Here is a 21,457-nt window from a genome sequence, read left to right as displayed (position 1 = left end):
CACCCCAAACCCCCAGGTCAGAGACCTGGGGGTTGTTCGTCGCCTAGACCGATTTCAGCGCGCGTGTCATAACACGCCGATCACCGCGCCGAATTGGCGCACACAAGCCCCAAGTCGAGCACGCATCTCCAAGTCGCCTCAAATCCCGAGACGCATTCATTTGTGATCTGCACCACTCATCGCGCGGGGTGGTGCTTCGCACACGTCCGCAAGATGCCTCGGCACCTCGTGGGCAGGCCGGCGCGGCGTGGCACGCCTCCTGGGAGGCGGAGTCGCCGATGGTGTCGCGCGCACGTGGGACGAAGGGGTGGACTGTCGCCGCTCGCCTTCCTCCTGCCCGGCCGCCTTCGCAACCTCCGTGCGCTGGCGGCGCCCATCGGCGTCAATGGCACCGGTGACGCCGTCGGCCCAGGACCACTTCGCCGCCTGGCATAGCCAAGGAGCACTGGACCAGATGACCGGGCGGCTCGACGCACTCGTCACCATGCTGCGCCGCGTACCGTCGGGCCTCGCGGGCATCCCGGGCCCGGAGGCGGCGTCGCGGATGAGGTCCGGCCTGCTCGGTCAGGACGTGTACAGCGACTGCAGTCTGGTCACCTGACCCTCTCCGTCGAAACTCAGGTCGTAGCCGACACCTGAGCGAACCGAGGACGACAGGGCCGTCAGCCGGCTGACGAGCTCGGCCTGGGAGTATGACGCGGCGTGTTTACCGTCGCCGAGCGGGACCGACAGCAGTATCCGGGCGTCTTCGGCCATGGGGACCGTGGTGTAGGAACCCTCGCCCGGGACGACCACCCATGCCTCGTGCGGGTGTGTCATGGCCTCCTTCTGGGCTGGCCGCACCGACAGGTAGGTCTGTCCGTCGCTGGTCCGGGCGTCCTCGATCTGTACGAACTGCTTGGTGCCGGCCCAGGGGGCCTCACTGTTCGACGCCGATGTGTCGTCCGGGTCCGTGTTGGCGCCCGGCGTGGGGGGACGAGAGACCGTCTCGTCGGCCGAAGTGGAAGGCGTCGCCGACGTCTCTGGTGCGGTGGCATCCGCCTGGCCGCCACCCCCGCCGTTGCACCCGGTCAGGACCATGGCGCTGAAGGCGAGGGCGGTGAGGCAGCGCAGGACGGCCCGGCGGCGTGAGACACACATGGTCAACGTTCCTCCTGGGATCAGGTGCGATCTGGATACATGCTCTCTACGCGCCACCCCACCCCTTGGGTTGCATCCCGATCCGGATCGCCGCCTGCCCGCCCCGAAGTTCCCCCTTGAGGTCCTGCACCGGCTTCACGGACGACCGACCCTGACGGCGATCCGGTATTCCCCCTGCTCCGCAGGACTCACTCGGCGAGCCAGTACGCCTCCCGCAGCGACTGCACTCGGCCCTCGCTGTCGTAGTCGATGGCGAACACCCACCGCGGCCCACCGTCCAGCCGGTCCACCAGCTCGCCCAGCTCCACGTCCGCCACGTCCGCCACGTCCGCCGCGTCCGCCGCGTCCCCGCCGGCCGACTGCCGTGCTTCCACCGGTGTCCTCCTCGGCAGGGTCAGCGTGTGCACCACGCCGACGGGTACCAGCGTGCCCTGCGCTGTACGGAGCTGCTTGACGGTGATTTGCACCGTGTCCCCCCTCGCCACCGCGCCGTATACGTACCCCAGTTCGCTCGCGTACTCCTGCCCCGGAGCCGGCGTCGGCGTCACGAACGGCGAAGCGGTCGGTGTCGGAATGACGGCGGGCGGCTCCGGCCCCCGGTCGGCCCGGGCCAGCGACAGACCCCCCGCGACCAGAGCCGCGGCCAGCAGCACGCCGCCGGACGCCAGAGCTGCCCGCCTGCGGCGCAGACGCTGCTCACCGTGCGCCCGGATCCGCTCTGCGGCCAGCGGCACCGCCTGCCGCCGACCCGACTCGGCGAGGTCGGCGAGGTGTCCCTTCAACTGAGTCTCGTCAGCCATGACGCACCTCCGACTGCCGGGTCGTCCGCGGACCCAGCTCGGTATCGGCCAACAGCCGTGCCAGCGCCGCCCGCCCCCGGCTCAGTTGCGATTTGACGGTGCCGACGGGGCAGTCGGTCTCGGCAGCCACCTGTTCGACCGTGAGGTCGCACAGATGGTGGAGCACCACGGCCCGTCGTTGCGCCTCGGGTATCTGCCGCAGCGCCTGAACCAGCAGCACGTGGTGCGGATCCGGTGGCGCTACCGTGGCGGGCGGGCCCTGCCGCCGGGCGAAGGCAAGCGCGGTGCGCATTCGCCGCCACCGGCTGACCGCCAGCCGCCAGGCCACCGTGCGTACCCACGCCTCAGGAGCACCGTCCAGGTCCAGCTCGGTCCGGCGTTGCCAGGCCCGGACGAAGGCTTCCTGAACCACGTCCTGCGCCTCAGCGAGGTCGCCCGTCATCGCATACAGCTGGCCGATAAGCCGGCCGACACTCGCGGTGTAGAAGGCGTCGAACGCGTCCTCGCCCACACCCCGGCCCCGCGGCTTGTCTGGTGGTCGCATACCTCTCCCATCCCGCTGAACGGTGCCACTTGACTCCCTCGCGCCACAAGAAGCCAGCGACTCGCGCGCAACGCCCAGGCCGCACTGTGCCCATAAAGGCCGATTCGCCTCCGCCCCGCCTGCGCCTGCGCCTGTGCCGCAGCAGGCGCGCAGGTCGCAGAGCCGGCCCCGCGGTCGGGCAGTACCAGTGCCGCCGGGGCCCGACGCCGCGCCACCCTCACCAGCAGCACCCCACCCGACTGAACCAGCCCCGCTCAGCCACAGCCCCAGCTCAGCGCAACACCCGCGGCTCCGCCCTGCCCGGAAACGCCCCGAACAGCCTCGGCCAAGCACCGACGACACCGGATGCGCCCGTCTCCCTGTCCGTCAGGGCGGGGTTATGCGGCGAAGGTGGTGGCGAGGCGTTCGCGGAATTCCCGGACGGCGGGACTCTGGGGTTTCTCGCTCATGTCCGCGGCGAGTTCTGACATCACGCCGTCTCCCAGCCGCCTTAACCGGTGGAACCTGTCCTGGACCGACCGCGTCACAGGCACGGGGCAGCCTGCCACGCCATCCTTCCGGGAGGTCACGTGCGGATGAGGTCATCGGGCCCGGTCAGCCTGCTGGCTGCCGTCGCCTTGGCCGCCGTCGGCCTGGGTACCGTCTCCGGTTGCGGCAGCCAGCAGGAAGCCAAGAGCGGCAGCCGACAGGAAACCAGCGGCGATGCGTCGGAGCTGGCGCACCGTGCCCGGGAGGTGGCCGCGGCCTGGGACGGGTCAGTCGCGGCTGCCGAATGGCGCAGCGGCTACCACCCCATGGGCGACGTGGTCCAGCTGCCGCAAGGTGGTCTGCGTGGCAGGGCCGACAGGGAGGCATACCAGGACCGCAGCGTCGTCCTGCGGTCGGAGGTGCCCGCCACCGGGCCGAAGGACGGCCCGGTTGCCTGGGACGGGGGCGAATCGGCAACCCGGCCGCTGGTGTCGGCACAGGAGTCGTACAAGACGCTGGCCGGTACTCGCACACGCGGAAAGCCGCACCTGACGGTGACCGGGGCGAAACTGGGCGAGATGAGCGTGACCACCAGCAGGGGTCCGGCGACGGTCCCCGCCTGGCTGTTCAGCCTGGAAGGCTACGACTCACCCCTCAGGCAGGCCGCTGTCAACCCCTCGAAACTCCCCCGGCCGCCGATCAAGCGGGCCCGTGACGTCCCCGGAAACCCGCTCGACCAGCTGATCCGCATCTCCGCCGACGGGCACTCGGTGACCGTGATCGCCACGCACGGTGCCTGTGACGACGGCCCGGCCGTGGCTCCGCAGGAATCCCACGGCAGCGTGGTGCTGTCGGCTTCCGTCAAGAACCCGAAGACCGAAGGCTTCTGTACCAAACAGGGGAAGTTGCAGCAGGTGACGGTGAAACTCAACCAGCCCGTAGGCGACCGCATTCTGCTCGACGCACTCACCGGCAAACCGATCCCCTACAAGCCACCACACGGACCCTCGCCAAGCTGGACCTGAGCCGCGCACGGACCCCAAGCCATCACAGCATGTTGCACTGTTCGAGCCGTCTGGGCGCCGCCGTGCCCCATCCGTGCCCCTCGGACCGGTCAACAGCGGTCAACAAGGGCGCGGCCAAGGGCCTGCCTTGCACTCCGCATCAGTGAATCTTCGCAGCTCAGCAGCCACTTTCACCCCGTGAGCGCCAGTGATTCCCAAGCTTGTGGCGCGAGTTCGGTTCTCGTCGCCCGCTCCACCACGAACCCCCAGGCCAGCGGCCCGGGGGCTTCTGGTTGTCCGGCCATTCATGGATGGCGTGCCTCCGCGTCCACGAACCGGGGTTGGACGCGGGCCGCTCTGGCCCTGGCGGCACCCAGCGCCGTTGCCACTGTGATCACCGCGCGGAATCCGCTCGCGCGGGCGAGAGCAGCGCAGTGCAGGGTGTCTTCGCCTGAGACCGTGCCCCACCCCGCTCACCTGGGACACGGTCTCAGCACTGCTCCGTCGTCACGCCTGGTCGCCGCCGGTCGTGCGTGCGTAGTGAGCGGCGATCTCGTCGCTTGTGGTCACCCAGACGTCCGGGTGCCCGGTGATGTACGCGAGCGCCTGGTCCAGGTACGGGGCACGGAAGGGCTGGCCGATCACGAAGGGGTGCAGCGCCAGAGCCATCACCCTGCCGGACTCCGCCGAGTCCGCGTACAGCTGGTCGAACTGGTCCTTCACCGTCTGCACGAACGCGGGCCCCGTCATGCCGTGCATCGTGAAGAGACCGAGGTCGTTGAGCTCCACCGAGTACGGGACACTCAGCATGCCGGGGACATTCAGCCGGTACGGCTGGTCGTCGCTGGTCCAGTCGAGCACGTAATTCAGGCCCAGTTCGGCGAGGAGTGCCGGCGTCCGAAAGGTCTCGTTGAGCGCGGGCCCCAGCCAGCCGCGCGGGCGCGTGCCCGTGGACTTCTCGATGGTGGCGACGATGTCGGCCAGCTCGGCGCGCTCCTCCTCCTCCGAAGTGCCTGCGGGCAGCACCGAGTTGGTGCGGCCGTGGGCGAGCCACGCCCAGTCCCGTTCCCGGCCGGCCCGGATGATCTGCGGATAGTGGTGACAGACGTCGGAGTTGAGCAGCACGCTGGCGCGTACGCCGTGCCGGTCCAGGGTCTGCATGACCCGCCAGATGCCCACCCGCGGGCCGTAGTCGCGCCAGCCGTGGTTCAGTGGGTCCGGCACCAGCGCGGCAGTGGCTTCGTTCAGGCTCGTGGACGGGGTGCCGAGGTGGAAGTGTTCGACGTTCAGGCCCACATAGAACGCGACGCGGGCGCCGCCCGGCCAGTACAGCGGTTCGCGCTCGGTGATCGGGCTGTAGTCGTAGAGTGAGTTCTCCATCGCTTACGCTTCCTCTCTCATTGCGCCCGCCGTGGTGAGGCGGACAGGCATCTTGCCGGAGTTGGCGCCGAGGACGCCGGTGAGGACGGGCGGCGCGTTCTCCAGCCCGTCCACGACGGTGTGTTCGGCGTGCAACGTGCCGTCGGCGAGCCGTGTGGGACCGCGGCGGGTCCTCTCGGGGTAAACGTCGGGCGTCAGCATCGTCGGCTCAAGGAGAACCGCCAGACCCAGCCGCTGCCGCGGTCCAGCGTTGGTGGCCGTATCTCGCTGGTCTCGAATGTCCATGCCGGGAATCTATGTCCGCCGGCAAGACGTGCGGGAGGGCCGAACGCGCCGCCAGAGGGACCGTACGCGCCACACCTGGCCCCCGTACCGGAGCGCTCGGCGGGGCACGACGTTGTGCCGGTCGGGGGCCTGCCTTACATTCGTGGCGTGTCCGCATCCGGTCAGGTTCCGACCGGGACCGTTCCCCCGCACGTGACGCGGCTGGTGCTGCGTGCGGGGCAGGCGGCGGGGCTCGACCGAAATCGGCTGGCGGGCGTGGCTGGGCTGGCAAGCCTTCAGGACAACGCCGTACGACTGCCCTCGGCCTCCCTCGTACGGATATGGGAGGAGTGGTCGGCGGAGCTGCGCGACCTCGGCGGCGGCTCGCTGCCCTGGCGGCTGTGGCGCCCCGGCTCGCTCGGTGTCTGGGACTACCTGTTCACCAGCGCCGGCACCCTCGCCGAGGCATTCGAGCACGGCAACAGCCACGCGGCAACGATCACCGATCCGGCGGAGTCGTTCACGCCGGTGCGGGACGGCGCCAGCCTCACCGTCAGCTTCCACTGCCAATTCGCGGACCACCCGGTGTTCCCGATCATCGCCGAGTTCGCCGTCGGCATGATCCTCACGGCGGCGGTCTCGGGCGCCGGCCGGCCGCTGACCCCGGTCCGGGTGACCCTGCCGGGCCCGGCGCCGAACCGGCACGGCGACCTGGCTGAGGCGTACGGCACCCGCAGCGTCGAGTTCTGCGCCGACGTGCCGTCCGTCACCTTCTCCGCCGCCGACGCGGACCGGCCACTGCCGCGAGCAGACCCCGTACTGGCGGCGATCCTGCGCGACCACGCGCGCACCACGCTGGCCGCCTCCCGTGCCGTGCTGTCGTGGCTCGACCGCTTCCGAGGTGAGGTCGGCCTGAGCCTGACCCGCGGTGCACCCGACCTCGCCCGCGTCGCGCACGAACTGGGCATGTCGCCCCGTACGGTGCAGCGCCGACTCCACGAGGAGGGCACCAGCTGGCGCGCGGAGCTGGAGCGCGCCCGGCAGCGACGCGTGGAGCAACTGCTCAAGACGACGCTGACGCTGGAGTCGATCGCGGCCCGCGTCGGCTACGCCGACCCGCGTTCCCTGCGCCGCGCCATCCACCGCTGGTACGGCCACGGCCCCGCCAACCTGCGTCGCGATCGTCCAGATCCGACGCCGCGGGAGGGTCTGTCCACAGCGCCCCACTCATAGGTCACCGTCGCGGCAGCACCGAGGATCTTGGACGTGCGGACTACGTCGTACGCGTCGTGGAGTGAGCACCGGAGCGTCGTCCGTCGGTCGGCCCGGATCCAGTTGCGCAGCGTCTCGGTGCGCACTCCGAGGTCCTCGGCGACCGACTTGATAGTCGCTCCCGGCCGCGATCGGTACAACGCGACCGCGTCCGCTTTGAACTCGGCGGGATAGTGCTTCATAGCCATCTGTGCGGGACTCCGTATCCACCCGGACATCAAGATCCAAGTGTCTCTGGTGTCCAACATCCGGGGTTAACGCCCAAGGCCGGGTAGTTGACGCTTTCGCAGGTCACGCAAGTGAGGCTGGAGCCCACGGTGTTGCGGCACTGAGGCCGGGGCCGAGCTTGTGGATGAGGCCGCTTGCGGCCCACCGATTCAGTTGTCTGCACATGGTCTCCAGGGTGATGTCGCCGAAGTGGGCGGTGATTTCGCGGGGTCGCCAGAGACGCGTGGGGTCTTCCTGGAGCAGGGCCAGGATGCGATGTCGGCGCCGTGCGGCAGGGGCGGCAGGCCGGTCGTCCCGGGAGACCCTGGGCGGCGCGGGCGACTGATCTGCGGGTTCGAGGACGGTGACGTCGAGGCGGGTAACGGTACGACTGGTGTCGGGGTGGCCGTCGTCGCGTCGCTCGCTGTAGCGGACATCGCTGACTTGACCTTGCGGGTGCTGACCCGTTGCCGGCGGGGCGGGAGCAGGCCGGTCAGGATCCGACGGCCGATCGTCCCGAGGAGCGTGTCGGTGTCCGTGGTGGCGATGCCGGTGGCCTGGATCACCTGGTCGCGGGCGGTGTGGAGCGCGATGCTGAAACAGCAGCGGTCCGGGTCGGTGCCGGGGAGGGACTCGGCGGCCTCGACCATCACGGTGCGCTGGGCCTGGTAGAGCGAGAGCAGGGACCACATCTCCTGCTCGATGCCTGCCGGGTCCCCGGAGCGCAGGTCGCGCCCGTTCATGATCGTGTGGCGGAGCGCGTAGTACGCCGATTCGTGTTCCCACCGCTCGTGATAGAGACCCACCAGCACGGTGGCCGGGTAACGGTGGGCGTCGGTCAGGGCGGTGACCAGCCGGTAGGAGTCGGTGAAGGACCTGCCGTCACCGCAGGTTACGGCGATCTGTGCGTCGATGACCCGCACTTTCACGGTGCCTATCACCGACAGGTAGGAGCCGTCGGCGCAGGCCACGCAATGCCTTCGCCGATGGACAGACCACCGGTATCCCGGACCCGCGGTCAGCTTGTCCCAGACGAGGCGATAGCCAACCTCGGGAAACAAACACATCGCCAGCAGGAAGTAGACCCCGACCCGCGACGGAATCACGCAGCCGCCGCCGCACGGTCGTCGTCTCCGCAAGGACCGCGTCCACAAGCTCGAACGGCACGACCGCGGTCAGCTCCCCCAGATGCCCGGGAGCGAACCGGCCCGCGGCCACCGTGACCGTACGGGTGACGGCCGCCAGCGAGGCGACAGGACACAATGACGGGGCAACGGAGCTCCTTCGGGACAAGCTGTCTTGGTCGACTGCCTGTACCAACGAGCTCCGTTGCTCTGCGTCGAGGATCCTTCAACTCCCTTGCGTGACCTGTGAAAACGTTGATCACCCAGCCTTGGGCGAGGTCCCGTAGAAGTCACAGAACAACTAACGATCAACAATTGGTGCAGGAAACTAGCGCACCTTCGGATCGGGCGCGGCTGGTCATTCCGTTCTGGTGACCGGTTCAGGGTCCTTGTCTGTCGAGTGGAGGGTGACCGGTTCGCGAGTCCGGGCACGAGCTCGCGCCGCCCACCAGATGAGCGCGCAGGCCAGGCCCATGACGATCTCCGCCCCGCCACACCAGGCGAGTACGAGCTTCGAACCGACCGATCCGGCGATGACCGCCGCCAGGATCCCCAGGGTCGCGCCGCCGGCTCCGGCCGCGAACTGCATGACCGAGAACACGAAGGGCCGGTGAACAGCATGGACGTGTTCCTGGACGGCTTCCTCGATGAGGACCACGGCGACCGCGCCCATCATCCCCATCAAGGTGAACAACGCACAGGCCACGTACATGTCGTGCACCTGCGTGAAGGTCAGGAAGACGATCCCGTCGAAGACGATCATCAGCGACAGGGACGACTCGGTGAAGACCTTCGGGTACCGCTTGGCCAGGTACGCGCCGACGATTCCGCCGAGCCCGCCGAGCCCCAGCAGGGTGCCGACGAACTGGCCGTCAAGTTGGTAGACCTCCTTGACGAAGGGGAACATCAGCGGCGATTCGACTTCCAGGATCACGACGACGAGGCAATACATCGCGATCATGGAGAGCACGACCGGAACGGTGCGAAGGTGATGCAGCGAAGCGGTCGCTGACGCCGAGGCACCGCTGTCGGCAGTCGCCTTCACCTCCTCGTCCCGGCTCGACAGCGAGCTCATCGCGATCACGATGACCACGTTCGCGACCGCGCCGATGATCAGGCACCAGGTCAGACCCAGCATCGTGATGCCCAAGCCGCCGAGTGCCGGTCCGGCGATCAGGACGAGGTTTCCCAGCATCGTCCTTTTCGCGTTGTACGGTCGGCGCTCCTCCGGCTGGAGGCGCTCGGCGTCAAGTGTCCGCTTCGCGCCCCGTACGGCCTGCTGAATCAGGCTGTTCAGCGCGGTGATCACCAGCAGGCTGGCCATGGTCTCCGGTACGAAGACGGCCACGACGAACGCCACGACCCGCGCGACGGTGAACATCGACACCGTCCTCCGGGCGGAGAACCGCGCCATGAACCTCCCGGCCGTCAGCACGATCAGCAGGGAGGGCAACACCGTCGCGGCGGCGATGATCCCGACATCGGCGGTGCGCCCGGTCAGCTCGAACATGGCCGCGATGAAGACTGTGTAGTAGGCGAACCCCATCAGGCTCACGATGCCGTCGATCACCAGGAGCCGGCGGAGTTCACCCCTCATCAGCGGACACCTCGTACCCCCAGCCGATCGCCGCGCCCTTGGCCAGATTGATCACTGTCGAGTCCGAGCGGCTCCGCACGAGGACACCTGACCACCTGCCCCCGTAGAGGTACAGGCCGAGGATGCTCTCCCGGGAACGGGCCTCGGACTCGCCGACCAGACGGACATCGAACTCGGCCGGAGGGACGAGTCGTTGGGCCACCCATCGCTTCTCTCCGTAGACGATCTTTTCCCGGATGTCCGCCCGGTCGACCTCCCCGCCGTCCATGGTCCCCGCTCCGCCGAAGTCCGTCGCCGTCTTGAAGAAGAACGCTTCCTTCTCCGCCAGCACCTCGTCGACGTTCGCCTCGCTCACGAGGCAGGTCTCCGGAATGGTCCGGTCTACGGCCTCGAGGAGTGGTTTGTCGAGCAGCGCGCGGTATTCGGCATCGTGCAGCAACGCCATCCAGACCTTGCTGCCCATCACCTCTCCGGAGAAGTCGCCCAGCACATGGCCGGCCCGGTCGAAGACAGCGGCGACGAAGTCCAGGTCGAGCAGGGCGTCCTCGCTCATGAAGCACCGGTAGACCAGCGTCTGACCGCCGATCAGGTCCAGGTCCACCTTCTCGGTCGCGTAGAACACCCGGGTCCCGGCCGGAAGGCAGTACTCCAGCGACTTGATCATCCACTCGAAGTTGTACGAGCCGTAGTCGTCCCAGTAGCTCCAGTCCAGGAGACAGATCTCGGTCAGCCCGCGGTCCCGCATGATGCGGGCCAGGAGGGCGGACAGGTCCTCGAACGGCGTGGAGTGGATCACACCGCCCGTCGAGATCTCCTCGAAGCGCCGGAACTGCGCCGTCTCGGCGCCTCCGATACTGGAATCGACGTTCAGCTCGCACATCCAGGCCGAGCCGTCCGGGGACGGAATGAGGTCGACGCGCAAGGTCGGCAGCTCGGCGCCGTCGGGGTCCGCGAAGATCGGTATCCATGGCGCCAACTCCGCTGGGACGCCGAGGAGTCCGAGCACTTCGGCAGGCGCCATCCGGGACAGGAGGTGCTTCAGAATCACCCGCTGCGCCTGGAGGATCCGCGGCACTGCCTTGCGGACCTCCGTCAGGTCATAGCGGAGCGGGACGCTCTCGGCGAACGGTATGACCTTCGGGCCGGCGTACGTGGAGCAGAACTCCCGTACGCGTGCTTCGGTCCAGGCCGCGCCGATGACGCGCGCCGGGCTGGTGGGGTCCACCACGTTTCCTTCTCTCACTGCTGTTCCGGGTTGTGGATTCGGGGTTCTGGCTGTGCTGGGGGATGTGGTCCGTGCCGCCTTCAGGCTCCCTGTGCGGGCGCGGTGGGCGGCTGCGCGATCTCTCCCGAGGCCGTGGCGTCCGTGAGCAGACGGAGCACCAGGTCACCGGTGATCGCCCAGGGCCCGGGCCGGTCCGCGAACGCAGCTCGGGTGTGGGCGTCACCGAAGGGGTTCGCATCCGCCCCGCCCGTACCCGACGACTCCTGTTCGGCTTCGGCGAGCACTCCCAGCAGTGAATAGGCAGGATTCTCGGGGTTCTTGGCGACTTCCTCGGACCATTCGCCGATCGGCAGGACCCTTGTGGTGAAGCCGCTCTCCCGAAGCCAGCGCGCGAGCAGGTGCGAATCGACCATGGTGCCGTCCGTGACGTGGAAGACTTCACCGAACGAGTCGGGCCTCGCGGCGATGGCCCGGACGGCCGCCGTCGCGTACTCGACCGAGATCCAGGGCTCCGCCACCTCACGCTGCGGCAGCGCACCTGCTGCCGCTGCCCCGATCAGCAGTCGGCGAGCCAGGTCCTCCCTCGGCCAGCGACCGCTGACGGTGCTGCCGACGATCCGCCCGAGTCGCATGACCGTGGCGGGTATCCCGGCTCGCTGCGCGGAGTGGATCAGCTGCTCGGCCACCCACTTGGACTGGGCGAAGCCGTACGTCAGACCATCCGGCGTGGGGACGGGCCGCTCGGGCCACGTCCGCCCAGACCCTCCCGGCTGCCCGGGGCGCGCGGACTTCCACGGCATCACCGAAACGGTCGACGAGTAGTGGACGGCCTTGACCGCGCCCATTGTCGCCAAGCGGATGACCTCGCTGGTCGCCGATACGTTGGCAGCCCTGAGGGCGCTGTAGGGGCGGGCGAGATTCTCCACGCATCCCGTGTGGAAGACCGCGTCGACGCTCTCGGCGAGCTCGGCGAAGGTCGTCTCCGGCAGACCGAGGGCGGGCAGCCGCAAGTCAGCCGCGAGCACCGTGACGTCGTCGAGTCCGGTCGGCTCCACACCGTGGACGTGCAGGGCGGCCCGCAGTCGGGTACGTGCTCGCTTCTCCTCGCCGTGGACAAGGCAGGTGATCCTGGCGTCTGCCGCCCGGAGCAACTCCCCCAGCAGATGGGCCCCGAGGAAATCGGTGGCACCGGTGATCAGGACGTGGCCGGGGGACGTCACCCGGGCCAGGTCCGCCTCGGTTGGCGACACCTTTGGGAGGTTCACCTCGGCGTCACGCCGTAGCGTCCGGTGCAACTCGGCGGTGTTCTCCTGGTCTCCGCCACCGGAGCGTTCGCGCTCGACGGACTCGGCCACCGCCTCCACGGTGGGGTTCTGGAAGATCGCCGACAGCGGCAGATCGACCCCGAGCTCCGTACGGATCTGACTGACGGCCGCGATGGCCAGCACGGAATGGCCGCCGAGCGCGAAGAAGTTGTCCCGTAGTCCGATCGGGCTGACGTTCAGCACGGACTGCCAGATGTCCGCGAGACGGCGCTGATCCGGTGTCGAGGGCGGAATCATGGGGACTCCGAGCTCCGGGCGCTCGTCGCCGGGCGCGGGAAGCGCCGCGTGGTCGATCTTGCCGTTCGCGTTGAGCGGGAGGTCGCCCAGGACCACGTAGTGCGTCGGGACCATGTGGCTGGGCAGGACGGATTCCAGATGAGCGCGGAGCGTCGCGCCTGACGGCAGGTCCTCGGGAGATGCGGGCGCGACATAGGCGACCAGGCGCTGTGTCGCCGAGGAGGCGTCCGCGGTCACCGCGGCACGCCGGACCGTCGGGTGGTTCACCAGGGCGGCCTCGATCTCCTCGGGCTCCACCCGGAAGCCCCGCATGCTGAGCTGGCGGTCTGCGCGCCCCTGAAACAGCAGAGCTCCGTCCTCGCGGCACACCCCGAGGTCACCGGTCCGATACATCCGGGGCGAGGCGGCGGTGAACGGATCCGGCAGAAAGCGCTCTGCCGTCAGTTCGGGCTGGTTGCGGTAGCCTCGCGCGATTCCGGCTCCGCCGATGTAGATCTCCCCGACAGTGCCGGTGGGCACCGGTCGCCGCTGCTCGTCGAGCAGGTACACGAACGTGTTCCGGACCGGGAAGCCGATGGGCACCGTCTCCTCCGGGTTGTCGCGGTCACAGCGCCAGATGGTCGAGTCGTTGGTGGTCTCGGTCGGGCCGTAGTGGTTCCGAAGTTCCGCTGTCGGCAGTGTCTGGAAGAACCTGGACACCACCTCGGGGCCCAGTACGTCGCCGCCGGAGACCACCAGGCGCAGCGAACCACACGCCTGGCCCACGCCGGGCACCTCGAGAATCTGGTCCAGGAGCAGCGGGACCGAGTCGATGACAGTGACGGAGTGCTGACGTATCAGGTCCACCAGGCGGACGGGGTCCTTCCGCTCGTCCTCCGCGGCGATCACCAGCCGTGCACCGCTGGTGAGCGGGGCGAACATCTCGATGACCGACGAGTCGAAGTTGAAGGCGTACTTCAGCAGGGCAACGTCGGTGGGCTGGTAGTCGCTGTGCTCGCGGATGACGCTCAGGGTGTTCGCCAGGCTCACGTGTGCGACCTCCACACCCTTGGGCTGACCCGTGGTCCCGGAGGTGTACACGATGTAGGCGGGGTCGGCCAGCCCAGGACTGGTGCGCGTCTGAGCGGCGGGGGGTGTGGGCTGCTCCGCGGTCGTACCACGGTCGGGCATCGCCAGCACCGGGACCGGGAGGTAGCCGAGGTCGTCGGCCAGGTACTCGGGCGCCAGGACGCGTTCGGCGCCCGAGTCCGACACCAGGTACGTGAGCCGCTCACGCGGATATCCGGGATCGAGAGGCACGTATGCCGCGCCGGTCTTCAGCACACCGATGGTGGCGGCCACCATCTCCAGACTCGGCCACGCCGCGATCGCTATCGCCTTCCCCGGCCCCGCGCCGGCCTCACTCAGCTGCCCCGCGAGGGCCGAGGCCCACGAGTTCAGCTCCTGGTAGGTGAGCAGCTCCGTCGCGAACTCCACGGCCGGGGCATCCGGGGATTTCTCGACGTATGTCTCAAAGAGCGCCAGTACCGAGTCGGACGGGCTCAGGTCGAAAGCGTTCATCGGGTCTGCTCCTCATTCCATGCAGGCTGAGCGGCCGGTTCTACAGCCGGCGCCAGCTGGGAGATTTTCTGATCCGGCGCCGTTCCGACGCGTCGGCAGAGCTCTACGAATTCATCGGCCATCCGCACGATGGTGGACCGGTCGAAAAGGTCGGTGGAGTAGATCCATTCCATGGTCACGCCCTCTGCCACATCACCCTCACCGTCGGCGGCCAACTGCTCACCTCGGGGAATAACGATCACGTCCAGATCGTGTTTGGCGCTGTAGTTCTGCGTGTAGTTGATGTCGACCTGCGCATCGCCGAGGGACATTCGCGGGACCCGAGCGTCGTGATAGGAGAACGCCACCTGGTAAAGGGGGTTGTAGGACAGACTCCGTTCCGGATTGAGGTGCTCGACCAGCTTCGAGAACGGATAGTCCTGGTTCCGGTAGATCTCGAGCGCCGCAGCGGCGACGCGCTTCCGCAGTTCGTCGAAGGTCGGATCACCCGTCAGGTCCGCCCGTAGCAGGCCGCCGTTGATCAGCATGCCGATCAGGTGCTCGGTGGCCTCGTACCGCCGGTTCGCCAGGGAAATGGCGACGACGACATCTTCCTTGCCGGTGTACTGGTGCATCAGCATCGTGAAGACCGAGGTCATCACCATGTAGCCGGTGTCACCCGAGACGCCGGCCAGTTGCCGAAGCCGCCCGTAGACGTCACGCGGCAGTGAAACCACGACGGCGTCACCGTGATGACTCTGCACCGCGGGTCTGGGCCGATCGGTCGGCAGCGGTAGCAGGCTCTCCGCCCCCGCCAACTTCTGCTGCCAAAAGTCGAGTTGCTGTTGCGCGGCATCGGTGTTCAGCCAGTCACGCTGCCACACCGCGTAGTCCGCGAACTGGATGGGCAGTTCCGTGAGGTTCGGCTCGTCACCGGCGGAGAAGGCGCGGTAGCACTCCTGAAGTTCCTCCATCAGAATGCCGAACGACCAGCCGTCGTGGATGAAGTGATGCTCCACCAGAAGCAGCTGATGGCGGTCGGACGCGAGCTTGAAGAGCATCCATCGGAACAGGGGAGGGCGGCCGACATCGAAGGGCCGCGAGATGATCTCCTCCATGCGATCGGTTGCCAGGATCTCCCTGATCTCCTCGGGCTCGCCGCTGAGGTCCTCCACCTGGACGCGCATCCGGAACGGCTCCCGTACGACCTGCTGCGGTTTCCCGTCCCGTTCGACGAAGGCCGTCCTCAGCACCTCATGACGGCGGACGACCTCGCTCAGCGCGTCTTCCAGCAGGCTGACGGACAGCGACCCGCGGATGTCGAGGTAGGCCTGAGTCGAGTAGGCGATGCTCTCGGGCGCCAACTTGCCCAGACACCACACCTGTTCCTGGGCGAGCGACAGCGGTACGGGGCCCACCCGGTCGACCGGAACGGGACCCGGGACAGCGGGGCCCGACGACTCGCCTTCCGTGCTCAGCCAGTGGGCCAGTCCTGCCACGGTGGGCTGTTCGAAGACCACGCTGACCGGGACTTCGACCTGGAACTCCTCGCGGAGTTGGGTGGCGACCCTCGTCATGAGGAGCGAATGCGCCCCCAGCTCAATGAAGTTGTCCTGACGGCCGACCTGCTCGACCTTCAGGACGCGCACCACGATCGCCGCTACCGCCTGCTCCTGAACACCGGCCGGCGGTACGTAGGGGGCTGACAGCTCGGGACGCCCGGATGGCGGTTCCGGCAGAGCCTGGTAGTTGACCTTGCCGCTGACCCCGTACGGCAGCTTGTCCATGGCGACGAAGAGGTTCGGCCTCATGTACTCCGGCAGCGTCTCCGCAACGCGTTCACGGAGCTGGGGCACGTCGATCCGGTGGCCGGCTGCAGGGCTGACGTACGCCACCAGTACGGCGTCTTGGGCGCTCGACCGGACCGTCACGGCGGCGGACTGCACGCTGGGGTCGGCGCAGAGCGCGGACTCGATCTCACCAGGCTCGACGCGGAACCCCCGAACGGCCAGCTGCCGGTCCGCCCGGCCGTGGAACTCCAGCGCCCCGTCGGCCCGGAACCTCCCCAGGTCCCCCGTCCGGTACCGCCGCCCTCCAGCCGTCGACAAGTCGGCGACGAAGCGCTCCGCGGTGAGTTCGGGGCGGTTGTGGTAGCCGGCCGCCAGGCCGTCGCCGCCGATCCAGATCTCCCCGAGCTCCCCGTCCGGCACCGGCGCACCGTCCGGATCGAGGAGGTGCACCGATACCCCTCTGATCGGGAATCCGATGGGCACCGACGCGGAGTCCTCGCCGGAGCCGCACGACCAGACCGTCGTCGTCACCGTTCCCTCGGTCGGGCCGTAGTGATTCTGTAGTGCGCAGGAGGGCAGTGCCTTGCGGAACTGCTCCGCCAGGGCAGGCGGCAGTACGTCCGCGCCGGCGACGACGAGTCGCAGCGAGCCACAGCGGTCCGACAGGTCTGGCAGTTCGACGAGTTGGGCCAGCATGGCGGGCACCATGTCCCACACCGTCGTCCCGTGCTGGTCCGCCAGCTGGGCCAGCCGGCCGACATCACGGCGTTCCTCCGCACCCGCCACCACGAGACGGGCTCCGTAGGCCAGTGGAGCAAAGATCTGGAGTACGGCCGCGTCGAAGGTGAAGGAGTAGCTGAACAGCGTCACATCGTCCGGCGTCAGCTTGTAGAAGTCTCCCGCCGCATCCAGCAGATTGGCCACGCTGGAACTCTCTACGCGCACGCCCTTGGGGCGCCCCGTGGAGCCTGAGGTGTAGATGACGTAGAGCAGGTCGTCCGCACCGCGTTCTTCCGGCTTTCCCCCACGAGTGGTGGGCGACCGCTCCAGCTCGACTCCCTCCAGCGGCAGCACCGCGGGCGCTGCCTCGGGGATACGGTCCGCGAACCGCGACTGGACGATGAGCGCGGACGCGTCCGCGTCCTCGATCAGGTAGCTCAGCCGATGAGGCGGGTACTCGGGGTCCAGGGGCAGATAGCCGGCCCGGCTCTTGAGGATGCCCAGCAGCGCGGCGACCATCTCGGAACCAGGGTCGGCGAGCACTCCCACCAGGTCCCCGGGGCGGACGCCCATCGCCGCCAGCCGTTTGCTGTAGGCGCACGCCAGAGCGTCCAGTTCGCCGTAGGTCAGGGTCGTTTCACGGAACACCAGGGCCACCGCGTCAGGCGTCGCCGCGGCGAAATGTTCAAACCGTTGGATCAGTGATGCGGGCATCTGTGGCCATCCGATCTGTCAGAAGCGAGGCGGAATTCTCCGGCCCCGAGGCCGGGAGGACTCAAACAGCGAAACGGGTGTCGCCCACGCGGCCCCCCACGCCGGTCAGCGGCGGAAGGAACGAGATCGCAGACGGCGCCGACGCGTTGTAGCCAGCGGTCCATGCCGTCGAATTCCGCGGGGAACTCTGAACGCGGCTGGACCGCCTGGCGGTTGTTCACGATCAGAAGGTCTCCGGGAGCGAGCCTGACCCACCGGCTGGCCGTGTTGACCGCTGCCCGGAGCGCTGACAACGCCTCCTGGGACCGGTCCGTCTCCCCGACCATCAGGTCGAGGTCGAACGTGATGCACGGGTCGTAAGGATCACTGGAGAGCACCGGGAGGGTTGGCCCGTTCCCCTTCAACCCGTTCGCTCTCTCCGGCTCGTCGCACCTCGATGCGACCAAGCACGCGCAACTCACGCAGAACTTTCGTGCACGTCGTGCCGGCCGACCCCGAGTCGGCCACCAGGCCACGATGGCCGGTGATTTCTTCTGCTACAAGAGATCACGCGGCCCTGCGACTAATGCCGCATGGTCCTACCGCGCACAAGACCGCTCTGTCTCTTAGAAGGGGTCACAGGAAGGCGCGGCGACCTTGTACAGGAACTCGGCGTCAACGAGGTTGAAGAGCGCCTCGCAGGCAGCGTCGAACCGCTTGGGGTCGACCAGCATCAGGCTGTCCATGCTCTCCTTTTCGAAGGCCAGCCCCGCCTTTTCCATCGTCGTCCGCGGGTCCTCCGCGAGGTTCTTCGCGAACTCCTCGTCGTAGGCGAGACGCCCGATGATCGCGTCGATGGACATGCCCGCTCGCATTGCGGACTCAATCGGATTCTGCGTGAGCTGGAGAGTTTGTGCCATACCTGAACACCTCCGTTGGGTAGCTGATTTCGATGAAAGCTAAGGCGGTCCTCAGGGAGCCGTCAACAGCACCTGTTTCAAACAGGGCCGGTTCCCACTGAACATGAGAGAGCCGGGAAGTTTTCTTCAGACAGGTGGACATTACACATACCTGATGTGCCTGCGGTACCGGATGTGCCTTAGGCCGTGTCGAGTGCGTAGGGTCGCGGATATCGGGGAAACGGCAGGCCAAGCCAATGACGGCGATGCCGCTGAGGCCGGAATCCCGCCTCAGCGTCCTGCGTCGCCCACCAGCCTCTCCGTCAGAGTCGCGATCACCATCAGCCGGCCAGGGCGGCCATCCAATGCTCGACCTCGGCGAAAGTCCGCGGCAGGGCGGCAGAGAGGTTGCGGCGGCCGTCCGGGGTGACCAGGATGTCGCCCTCGATCCGGACGCCGATGCCGCGGTACTCCTCGGGCACGGTCAGGTCGTCCGGCTGGAAGTACAGGCCGGGCTCGACGGTCAGCACCATCCCCGGCTCCAACGTGCCCTCCACATAGGCCTCGGCGCGTGCCTGTATACAGTCGTGCACGTCCAGGCCGAGCATGTGACCGGTGCCGTGCAGGGTCCAGCGGCGCTGGAGGCCGGGCTCCGGTACGCGCTCCACCGGACCTTTGACGAGATCCCACGCCACCAGGTGCTCCACGAGCGCCCGCTGCGCAGCTTCGCGGAAGTCGCGGAAGCGGGCGCCCGGCCGGACGGCGGCGATGCCAGTCTCCTGACGGCGTGGACAGCGTTGTAGAGGGTGCGTTGGAGGGTGAGGCTGTTGCGGCGGCCGACCCACAGCTCCCCTTGGGGGTCCTGCCAGAACTTGCCTTTCTCGCGGTTGGAGCGGGGCAGCAGATAGACGGCGGCGTCGTGGCCACCCACAGCGCCCTGCCGCGGCTCCAGCACAAGGGCCGCGCCCCTTTTTTCTGATCTGCCGTCAGGTACGTGTACCCGCTGTACGGGCGGAAGGGATGGTCGGTGTCGTTGGAGCGGACCTTGAGCCGGCCGCGGGGGCCACGAGGCGCTCGCCGGGAAAGCGGGGGGAGACCGCGGCGCGACGCTGGGCGGTGTACGGGGCCTGCTCGATCGGCTGGAGGTCGCGGCGCTCGGCCTCCGCCCAACCGGACCTCATCGAGGCGAGAACCTCGTCGGAGAACCGCCGCGTGGGACGCGTACTTCCGCGCTTCTCGCCGGGCCGCTCGGCGTCCTGCTGCCCGGCCTGTTCTGCCTCCGCCGCAATTGCGGGGCCCTTGGTCACCTGCGGTCGCCTCCTGCCGATTGGCCTTTCTTCTCTGGTGGCCTCGGGTGTTCAGCAGAGCCCGGCAATCTACCGCCGAGATCGAAGGAGGCGCCTCTGAACTGCAAGGATGTGAGCACCTTCTCAGCGAGCGAATGCACCGGGGCGTTCGGCGCTTGTCTGTGCCCGCTCGCGGGAGGAGAGGCGGAGCGGGCGGTGCGAAGCCTCCGCCCGCTGCCCGCCGGGATGATCACGGGACCGCCCGCAGGGAGCCGTTCGTCCGCTCCAACTGCTGCAACTGCTGCAACTCGAGTGCGAACTGCTCCCATGCTCTCGCGTAGTGATGCGCCACCTCGGCGAGTGTCTGGACACAGTGCGGCGGTACGGACGCCATCAGTTGCTCGCTGTCGGCCAGCCACCGGGCCTGGCCGTTGAGCCAGCGCAGCAGGGCGCGACCACTGTCCGTAAAGCGGATCGAGGGATCGTCGGAGAGGCTCTTTAAGGCCCGTGTCCGCATGTCGGCGACATGCGTCGAGGACATCTCCCGCCGGGTCGGGACATTGGCAAGACCTCGCTGGGTCGCCGCGACGACAAGTTCAGTCAGCGGTGAGGAGTCCCCAGACCCGTGGGCAGCCTGCGGAACCGGCTGCTGCGCCTCGGGGTCGGGGACGGCGGTACGGGACCGCAGTTCGTGTCGTAGGCGGTGTGCGGTGCTGACGGAGACGCCGGCCTCCAGGGCCACCTCGCGCAGGGTCACACTCGGCTGCTGGGCCAGCAGCACGAGGGCCCTCTCGCGCCGTTCCCTCATGTCGTCCGGACGCACCCGGCCGTCCCTGCCCGTGCGTCCGGCCGACGGATTCGACTGAGGAGATTCCTCAGTCGAAAGCCTTCTCCGGGCCGCTCCGACAGTCTTCGGCGAGACCCCGGCCACGGTCGCGATGGCCCGGTCCGACCAGTGCGGATGGGTGGCGAGAATGCGTACGACAGCGGCCTTGCGATCCCGGAGGGTCAGGGGGAGGCCGTGGTTGATGTTGGTCTGGACGGACCGGATGAACGTCTCCTCCGGCGCCCCGTCGACATACCAGACGGCGATCTTCCGCTTCCCGCGCAGGATCGAGGCCTGCAGCCGATGCATGCCGTCGACCACGCGCCCTGACTCCCTGTGCACCAGGATCGGCTCGAACTCTCTCTCACTGTCGGCCAGCACTCGCAGATGCTCTTCGTTCAGTCCTTCCAGGCGGGGCGAGTCCGCGGGGAGCAGGTTGTCGACCAGTACGGTATGAATCGGTTGCCGAGCTTCGTCAAACAAACGTCCTGTCCTCTCAACCCGCGGCGTCCGCGCGCCGGTCCATTCCTGTGGAAGGCACGTTGATGGCGCTACGTGCTCCTCCTGCGTCGGTTGTCGGCTTCCCCCTCTGGTCTCCTCTGCCATGTCTCCACCTGGCTCGCGTAGTTGCGTTGTTCGCGCACCTCAGGACGCGTCACAGGTACATCGCTCGGCGTCAACCCCACTCGACGCGGACGGTGCCGGTGCCCGGCGGCCCGCCGACTCCGGAACGGACGGGTGCGTCGCCGACGATCCGATCACGAGCGATGGAGCCCATGACCGCACGTTAGGGAACGGCCGTCACAACCGCGTTCGCCCGCCGTGACACACAGCTGTCACATCCGGTGAATCGGGAGTTTCCAGCCGTACCCGGCAGACTGAGGTTTTGGGCCGAATCCCGCTGAAGTCGCCCACCACACAGGCGGGTTCACCGCCCGAACGGAACGCTTCGTACCGGGACGGCCTAGGCCGGATCGCAAGGCGCAGGAGGGAGCCGACTCGGATCGTCGGCGAGTGACACCCACGCGGCGGGGTGGGTGGCCAGGGCAAGCCCAGCCAGATCCGAACGAGAGACCCTAGACTCGGCGGAGCCGCAACACCGCAGGAGACAGCGATG

15 protein-coding genes and 2 pseudogenes are annotated in these 21,457 nt (G+C 68.2%); 3 read left to right on the top strand and 14 right to left on the bottom strand.

The features are described from left to right. The first annotated feature begins 394 nt into the window (after positions 1–394). The gene (locus LHJ74_RS06910) at positions 395–601 is read left to right on the top strand and encodes a hypothetical protein (protein ID WP_260216659.1); all 207 of its coding nucleotides are present in this window, start codon (positions 395–397) and stop codon (positions 599–601) included. Here LHJ74_RS06910 and LHJ74_RS06905 read toward each other — a convergent pair. The 3 genes from LHJ74_RS06905 to LHJ74_RS06895 form a co-directional block, all read right to left on the bottom strand. Then, the gene (locus LHJ74_RS06905; RefSeq protein WP_260216658.1) at positions 565–1,140 is read right to left on the bottom strand and encodes a hypothetical protein; all 576 of its coding nucleotides are present in this window, start codon (positions 1,138–1,140) and stop codon (positions 565–567) included. The two genes, LHJ74_RS06910 and LHJ74_RS06905, sit on opposite strands and share 37 nt — an antisense overlap. 188 nt (positions 1,141–1,328) lie before the next feature. Next, positions 1,329–1,940, bottom strand: a complete 612-nt coding sequence (locus LHJ74_RS06900) for a hypothetical protein (protein ID WP_260216657.1) — start codon at positions 1,938–1,940, stop codon at positions 1,329–1,331. After that, complete coding sequence (locus tag LHJ74_RS06895; RefSeq protein ID WP_260216656.1) at positions 1,933–2,484, bottom strand: SigE family RNA polymerase sigma factor; 552 nt, start codon at positions 2,482–2,484, stop codon at positions 1,933–1,935. Before LHJ74_RS06895 ends, LHJ74_RS06900 begins: the two co-directional genes overlap by 8 nt. A 575-nt stretch (positions 2,485–3,059) precedes the next feature. Here LHJ74_RS06895 and LHJ74_RS06890 point away from each other — a divergent pair. Beyond that, positions 3,060–3,977 carry a hypothetical protein gene (locus LHJ74_RS06890; RefSeq protein ID WP_260216655.1) on the top strand — a complete coding sequence of 306 codons (918 nt, stop codon included), beginning with the start codon at positions 3,060–3,062 and terminating at the stop codon, positions 3,975–3,977. Positions 3,978–4,463: 486 nt separating this feature from the next. Here LHJ74_RS06890 and LHJ74_RS06885 read toward each other — a convergent pair whose 3' ends face one another. Both LHJ74_RS06885 and LHJ74_RS06880 read right to left on the bottom strand, forming a co-directional pair. Beyond that, positions 4,464–5,336 (bottom strand): polysaccharide deacetylase family protein, encoded by an 873-nt coding sequence (locus LHJ74_RS06885; RefSeq protein ID WP_260216654.1) that lies wholly within the window; start codon positions 5,334–5,336, stop codon positions 4,464–4,466. A gap of 3 nt (positions 5,337–5,339) precedes the next feature. Beyond that, positions 5,340–5,621: a hypothetical protein gene (locus LHJ74_RS06880; RefSeq protein ID WP_260216653.1), complete on the bottom strand. Its 282-nt coding sequence runs from the start codon at positions 5,619–5,621 to the stop codon at positions 5,340–5,342. Between the two features lie 147 nt (positions 5,622–5,768). Here LHJ74_RS06880 and LHJ74_RS06875 point away from each other — a divergent pair, with 147 nt between their 5' ends. Then, entirely contained in the window at positions 5,769–6,833 is a 1,065-nt protein-coding gene (locus LHJ74_RS06875) for an AraC family transcriptional regulator (RefSeq protein WP_260216652.1), read from the top strand. Positions 6,834–6,907: 74 nt separating this feature from the next. On the opposite strand, the pseudogene LHJ74_RS06870 reads toward LHJ74_RS06875, so the two are convergent. The 9 genes and pseudogenes from LHJ74_RS06870 to LHJ74_RS06830 form a co-directional block, all read right to left on the bottom strand. After that, positions 6,908–7,060: pseudogene (locus tag LHJ74_RS06870) on the bottom strand (transposase); the annotation flags it as partial. Positions 7,061–7,249: 189 nt separating this feature from the next. Then, positions 7,250–8,050 (bottom strand): hypothetical protein, encoded by an 801-nt coding sequence (locus LHJ74_RS06865; protein WP_260216651.1) that lies wholly within the window; start codon positions 8,048–8,050, stop codon positions 7,250–7,252. Positions 8,051–8,561: 511 nt separating this feature from the next. Next, a complete protein-coding gene (locus tag LHJ74_RS06860; protein ID WP_260216650.1) occupies positions 8,562–9,800 on the bottom strand; it encodes an MFS transporter in 1,239 nt (412 codons plus the stop codon). Beyond that, on the bottom strand, positions 9,790–11,025 hold the full coding sequence (locus LHJ74_RS06855) for a harpin HrpZ family protein (RefSeq protein WP_260216649.1): 1,236 nt from the start codon (positions 11,023–11,025) through the stop codon (positions 9,790–9,792). Before LHJ74_RS06855 ends, LHJ74_RS06860 begins: the two co-directional genes overlap by 11 nt. Positions 11,026–11,105: 80 nt before the next feature. Beyond that, a complete protein-coding gene (locus LHJ74_RS06850) occupies positions 11,106–14,147 on the bottom strand; it encodes a non-ribosomal peptide synthetase (protein ID WP_260216648.1) in 3,042 nt (1,013 codons plus the stop codon). Then, positions 14,144–17,350 (bottom strand): non-ribosomal peptide synthetase, encoded by a 3,207-nt coding sequence (locus LHJ74_RS06845; protein ID WP_311203270.1) that lies wholly within the window; start codon positions 17,348–17,350, stop codon positions 14,144–14,146. Before LHJ74_RS06845 ends, LHJ74_RS06850 begins: the two co-directional genes overlap by 4 nt. 605 nt (positions 17,351–17,955) lie before the next feature. Beyond that, a complete protein-coding gene (locus LHJ74_RS06840) occupies positions 17,956–18,249 on the bottom strand; it encodes an Os1348 family NHLP clan protein (protein WP_260216646.1) in 294 nt (97 codons plus the stop codon). A 320-nt stretch (positions 18,250–18,569) separates the two neighbouring features. Then, positions 18,570–19,535 (bottom strand): annotated as a pseudogene (locus tag LHJ74_RS34365) (aminopeptidase P family protein). A gap of 229 nt (positions 19,536–19,764) precedes the next feature. Then, entirely contained in the window at positions 19,765–20,823 is a 1,059-nt protein-coding gene (locus LHJ74_RS06830) for a ParB/RepB/Spo0J family partition protein (RefSeq protein WP_260216645.1), read from the bottom strand. Between the last annotated feature and the right edge of the window lie 634 nt (positions 20,824–21,457).

This window comes from Streptomyces gossypii, assembly GCF_025165795.1.
GTDB classification, from domain to species: Bacteria; Actinomycetota; Actinomycetes; order Streptomycetales; family Streptomycetaceae; genus Streptomyces; species Streptomyces gossypii.
This window is presented reverse-complemented; position numbering and strand designations above follow the sequence as displayed.

Coding starts and splice junctions, on each gene's coding strand:
- LHJ74_RS06905 (WP_260216658.1), bottom strand. CDS start 1,140: ATGTGTGTCTCACGCCGCCGGGCCGTCCTGCGCTGCCTCACCGCCCTC.
- LHJ74_RS06900 (WP_260216657.1), bottom strand. CDS start 1,940: ATGGCTGACGAGACTCAGTTGAAGGGACACCTCGCCGACCTCGCCGAG.
- LHJ74_RS06895 (WP_260216656.1), bottom strand. CDS start 2,484: ATGCGACCACCAGACAAGCCGCGGGGCCGGGGTGTGGGCGAGGACGCG.
- LHJ74_RS06890 (WP_260216655.1), top strand. CDS start 3,060: ATGAGGTCATCGGGCCCGGTCAGCCTGCTGGCTGCCGTCGCCTTGGCC.
- LHJ74_RS06885 (WP_260216654.1), bottom strand. CDS start 5,336: ATGGAGAACTCACTCTACGACTACAGCCCGATCACCGAGCGCGAACCG.
- LHJ74_RS06880 (WP_260216653.1), bottom strand. CDS start 5,621: ATGGACATTCGAGACCAGCGAGATACGGCCACCAACGCTGGACCGCGG.
- LHJ74_RS06860 (WP_260216650.1), bottom strand. CDS start 9,800: ATGAGGGGTGAACTCCGCCGGCTCCTGGTGATCGACGGCATCGTGAGC.
- LHJ74_RS06850 (WP_260216648.1), bottom strand. CDS start 14,147: ATGAACGCTTTCGACCTGAGCCCGTCCGACTCGGTACTGGCGCTCTTT.
- LHJ74_RS06845 (WP_311203270.1), bottom strand. CDS start 17,350: ATGCCCGCATCACTGATCCAACGGTTTGAACATTTCGCCGCGGCGACG.
- LHJ74_RS06840 (WP_260216646.1), bottom strand. CDS start 18,249: ATGGCACAAACTCTCCAGCTCACGCAGAATCCGATTGAGTCCGCAATG.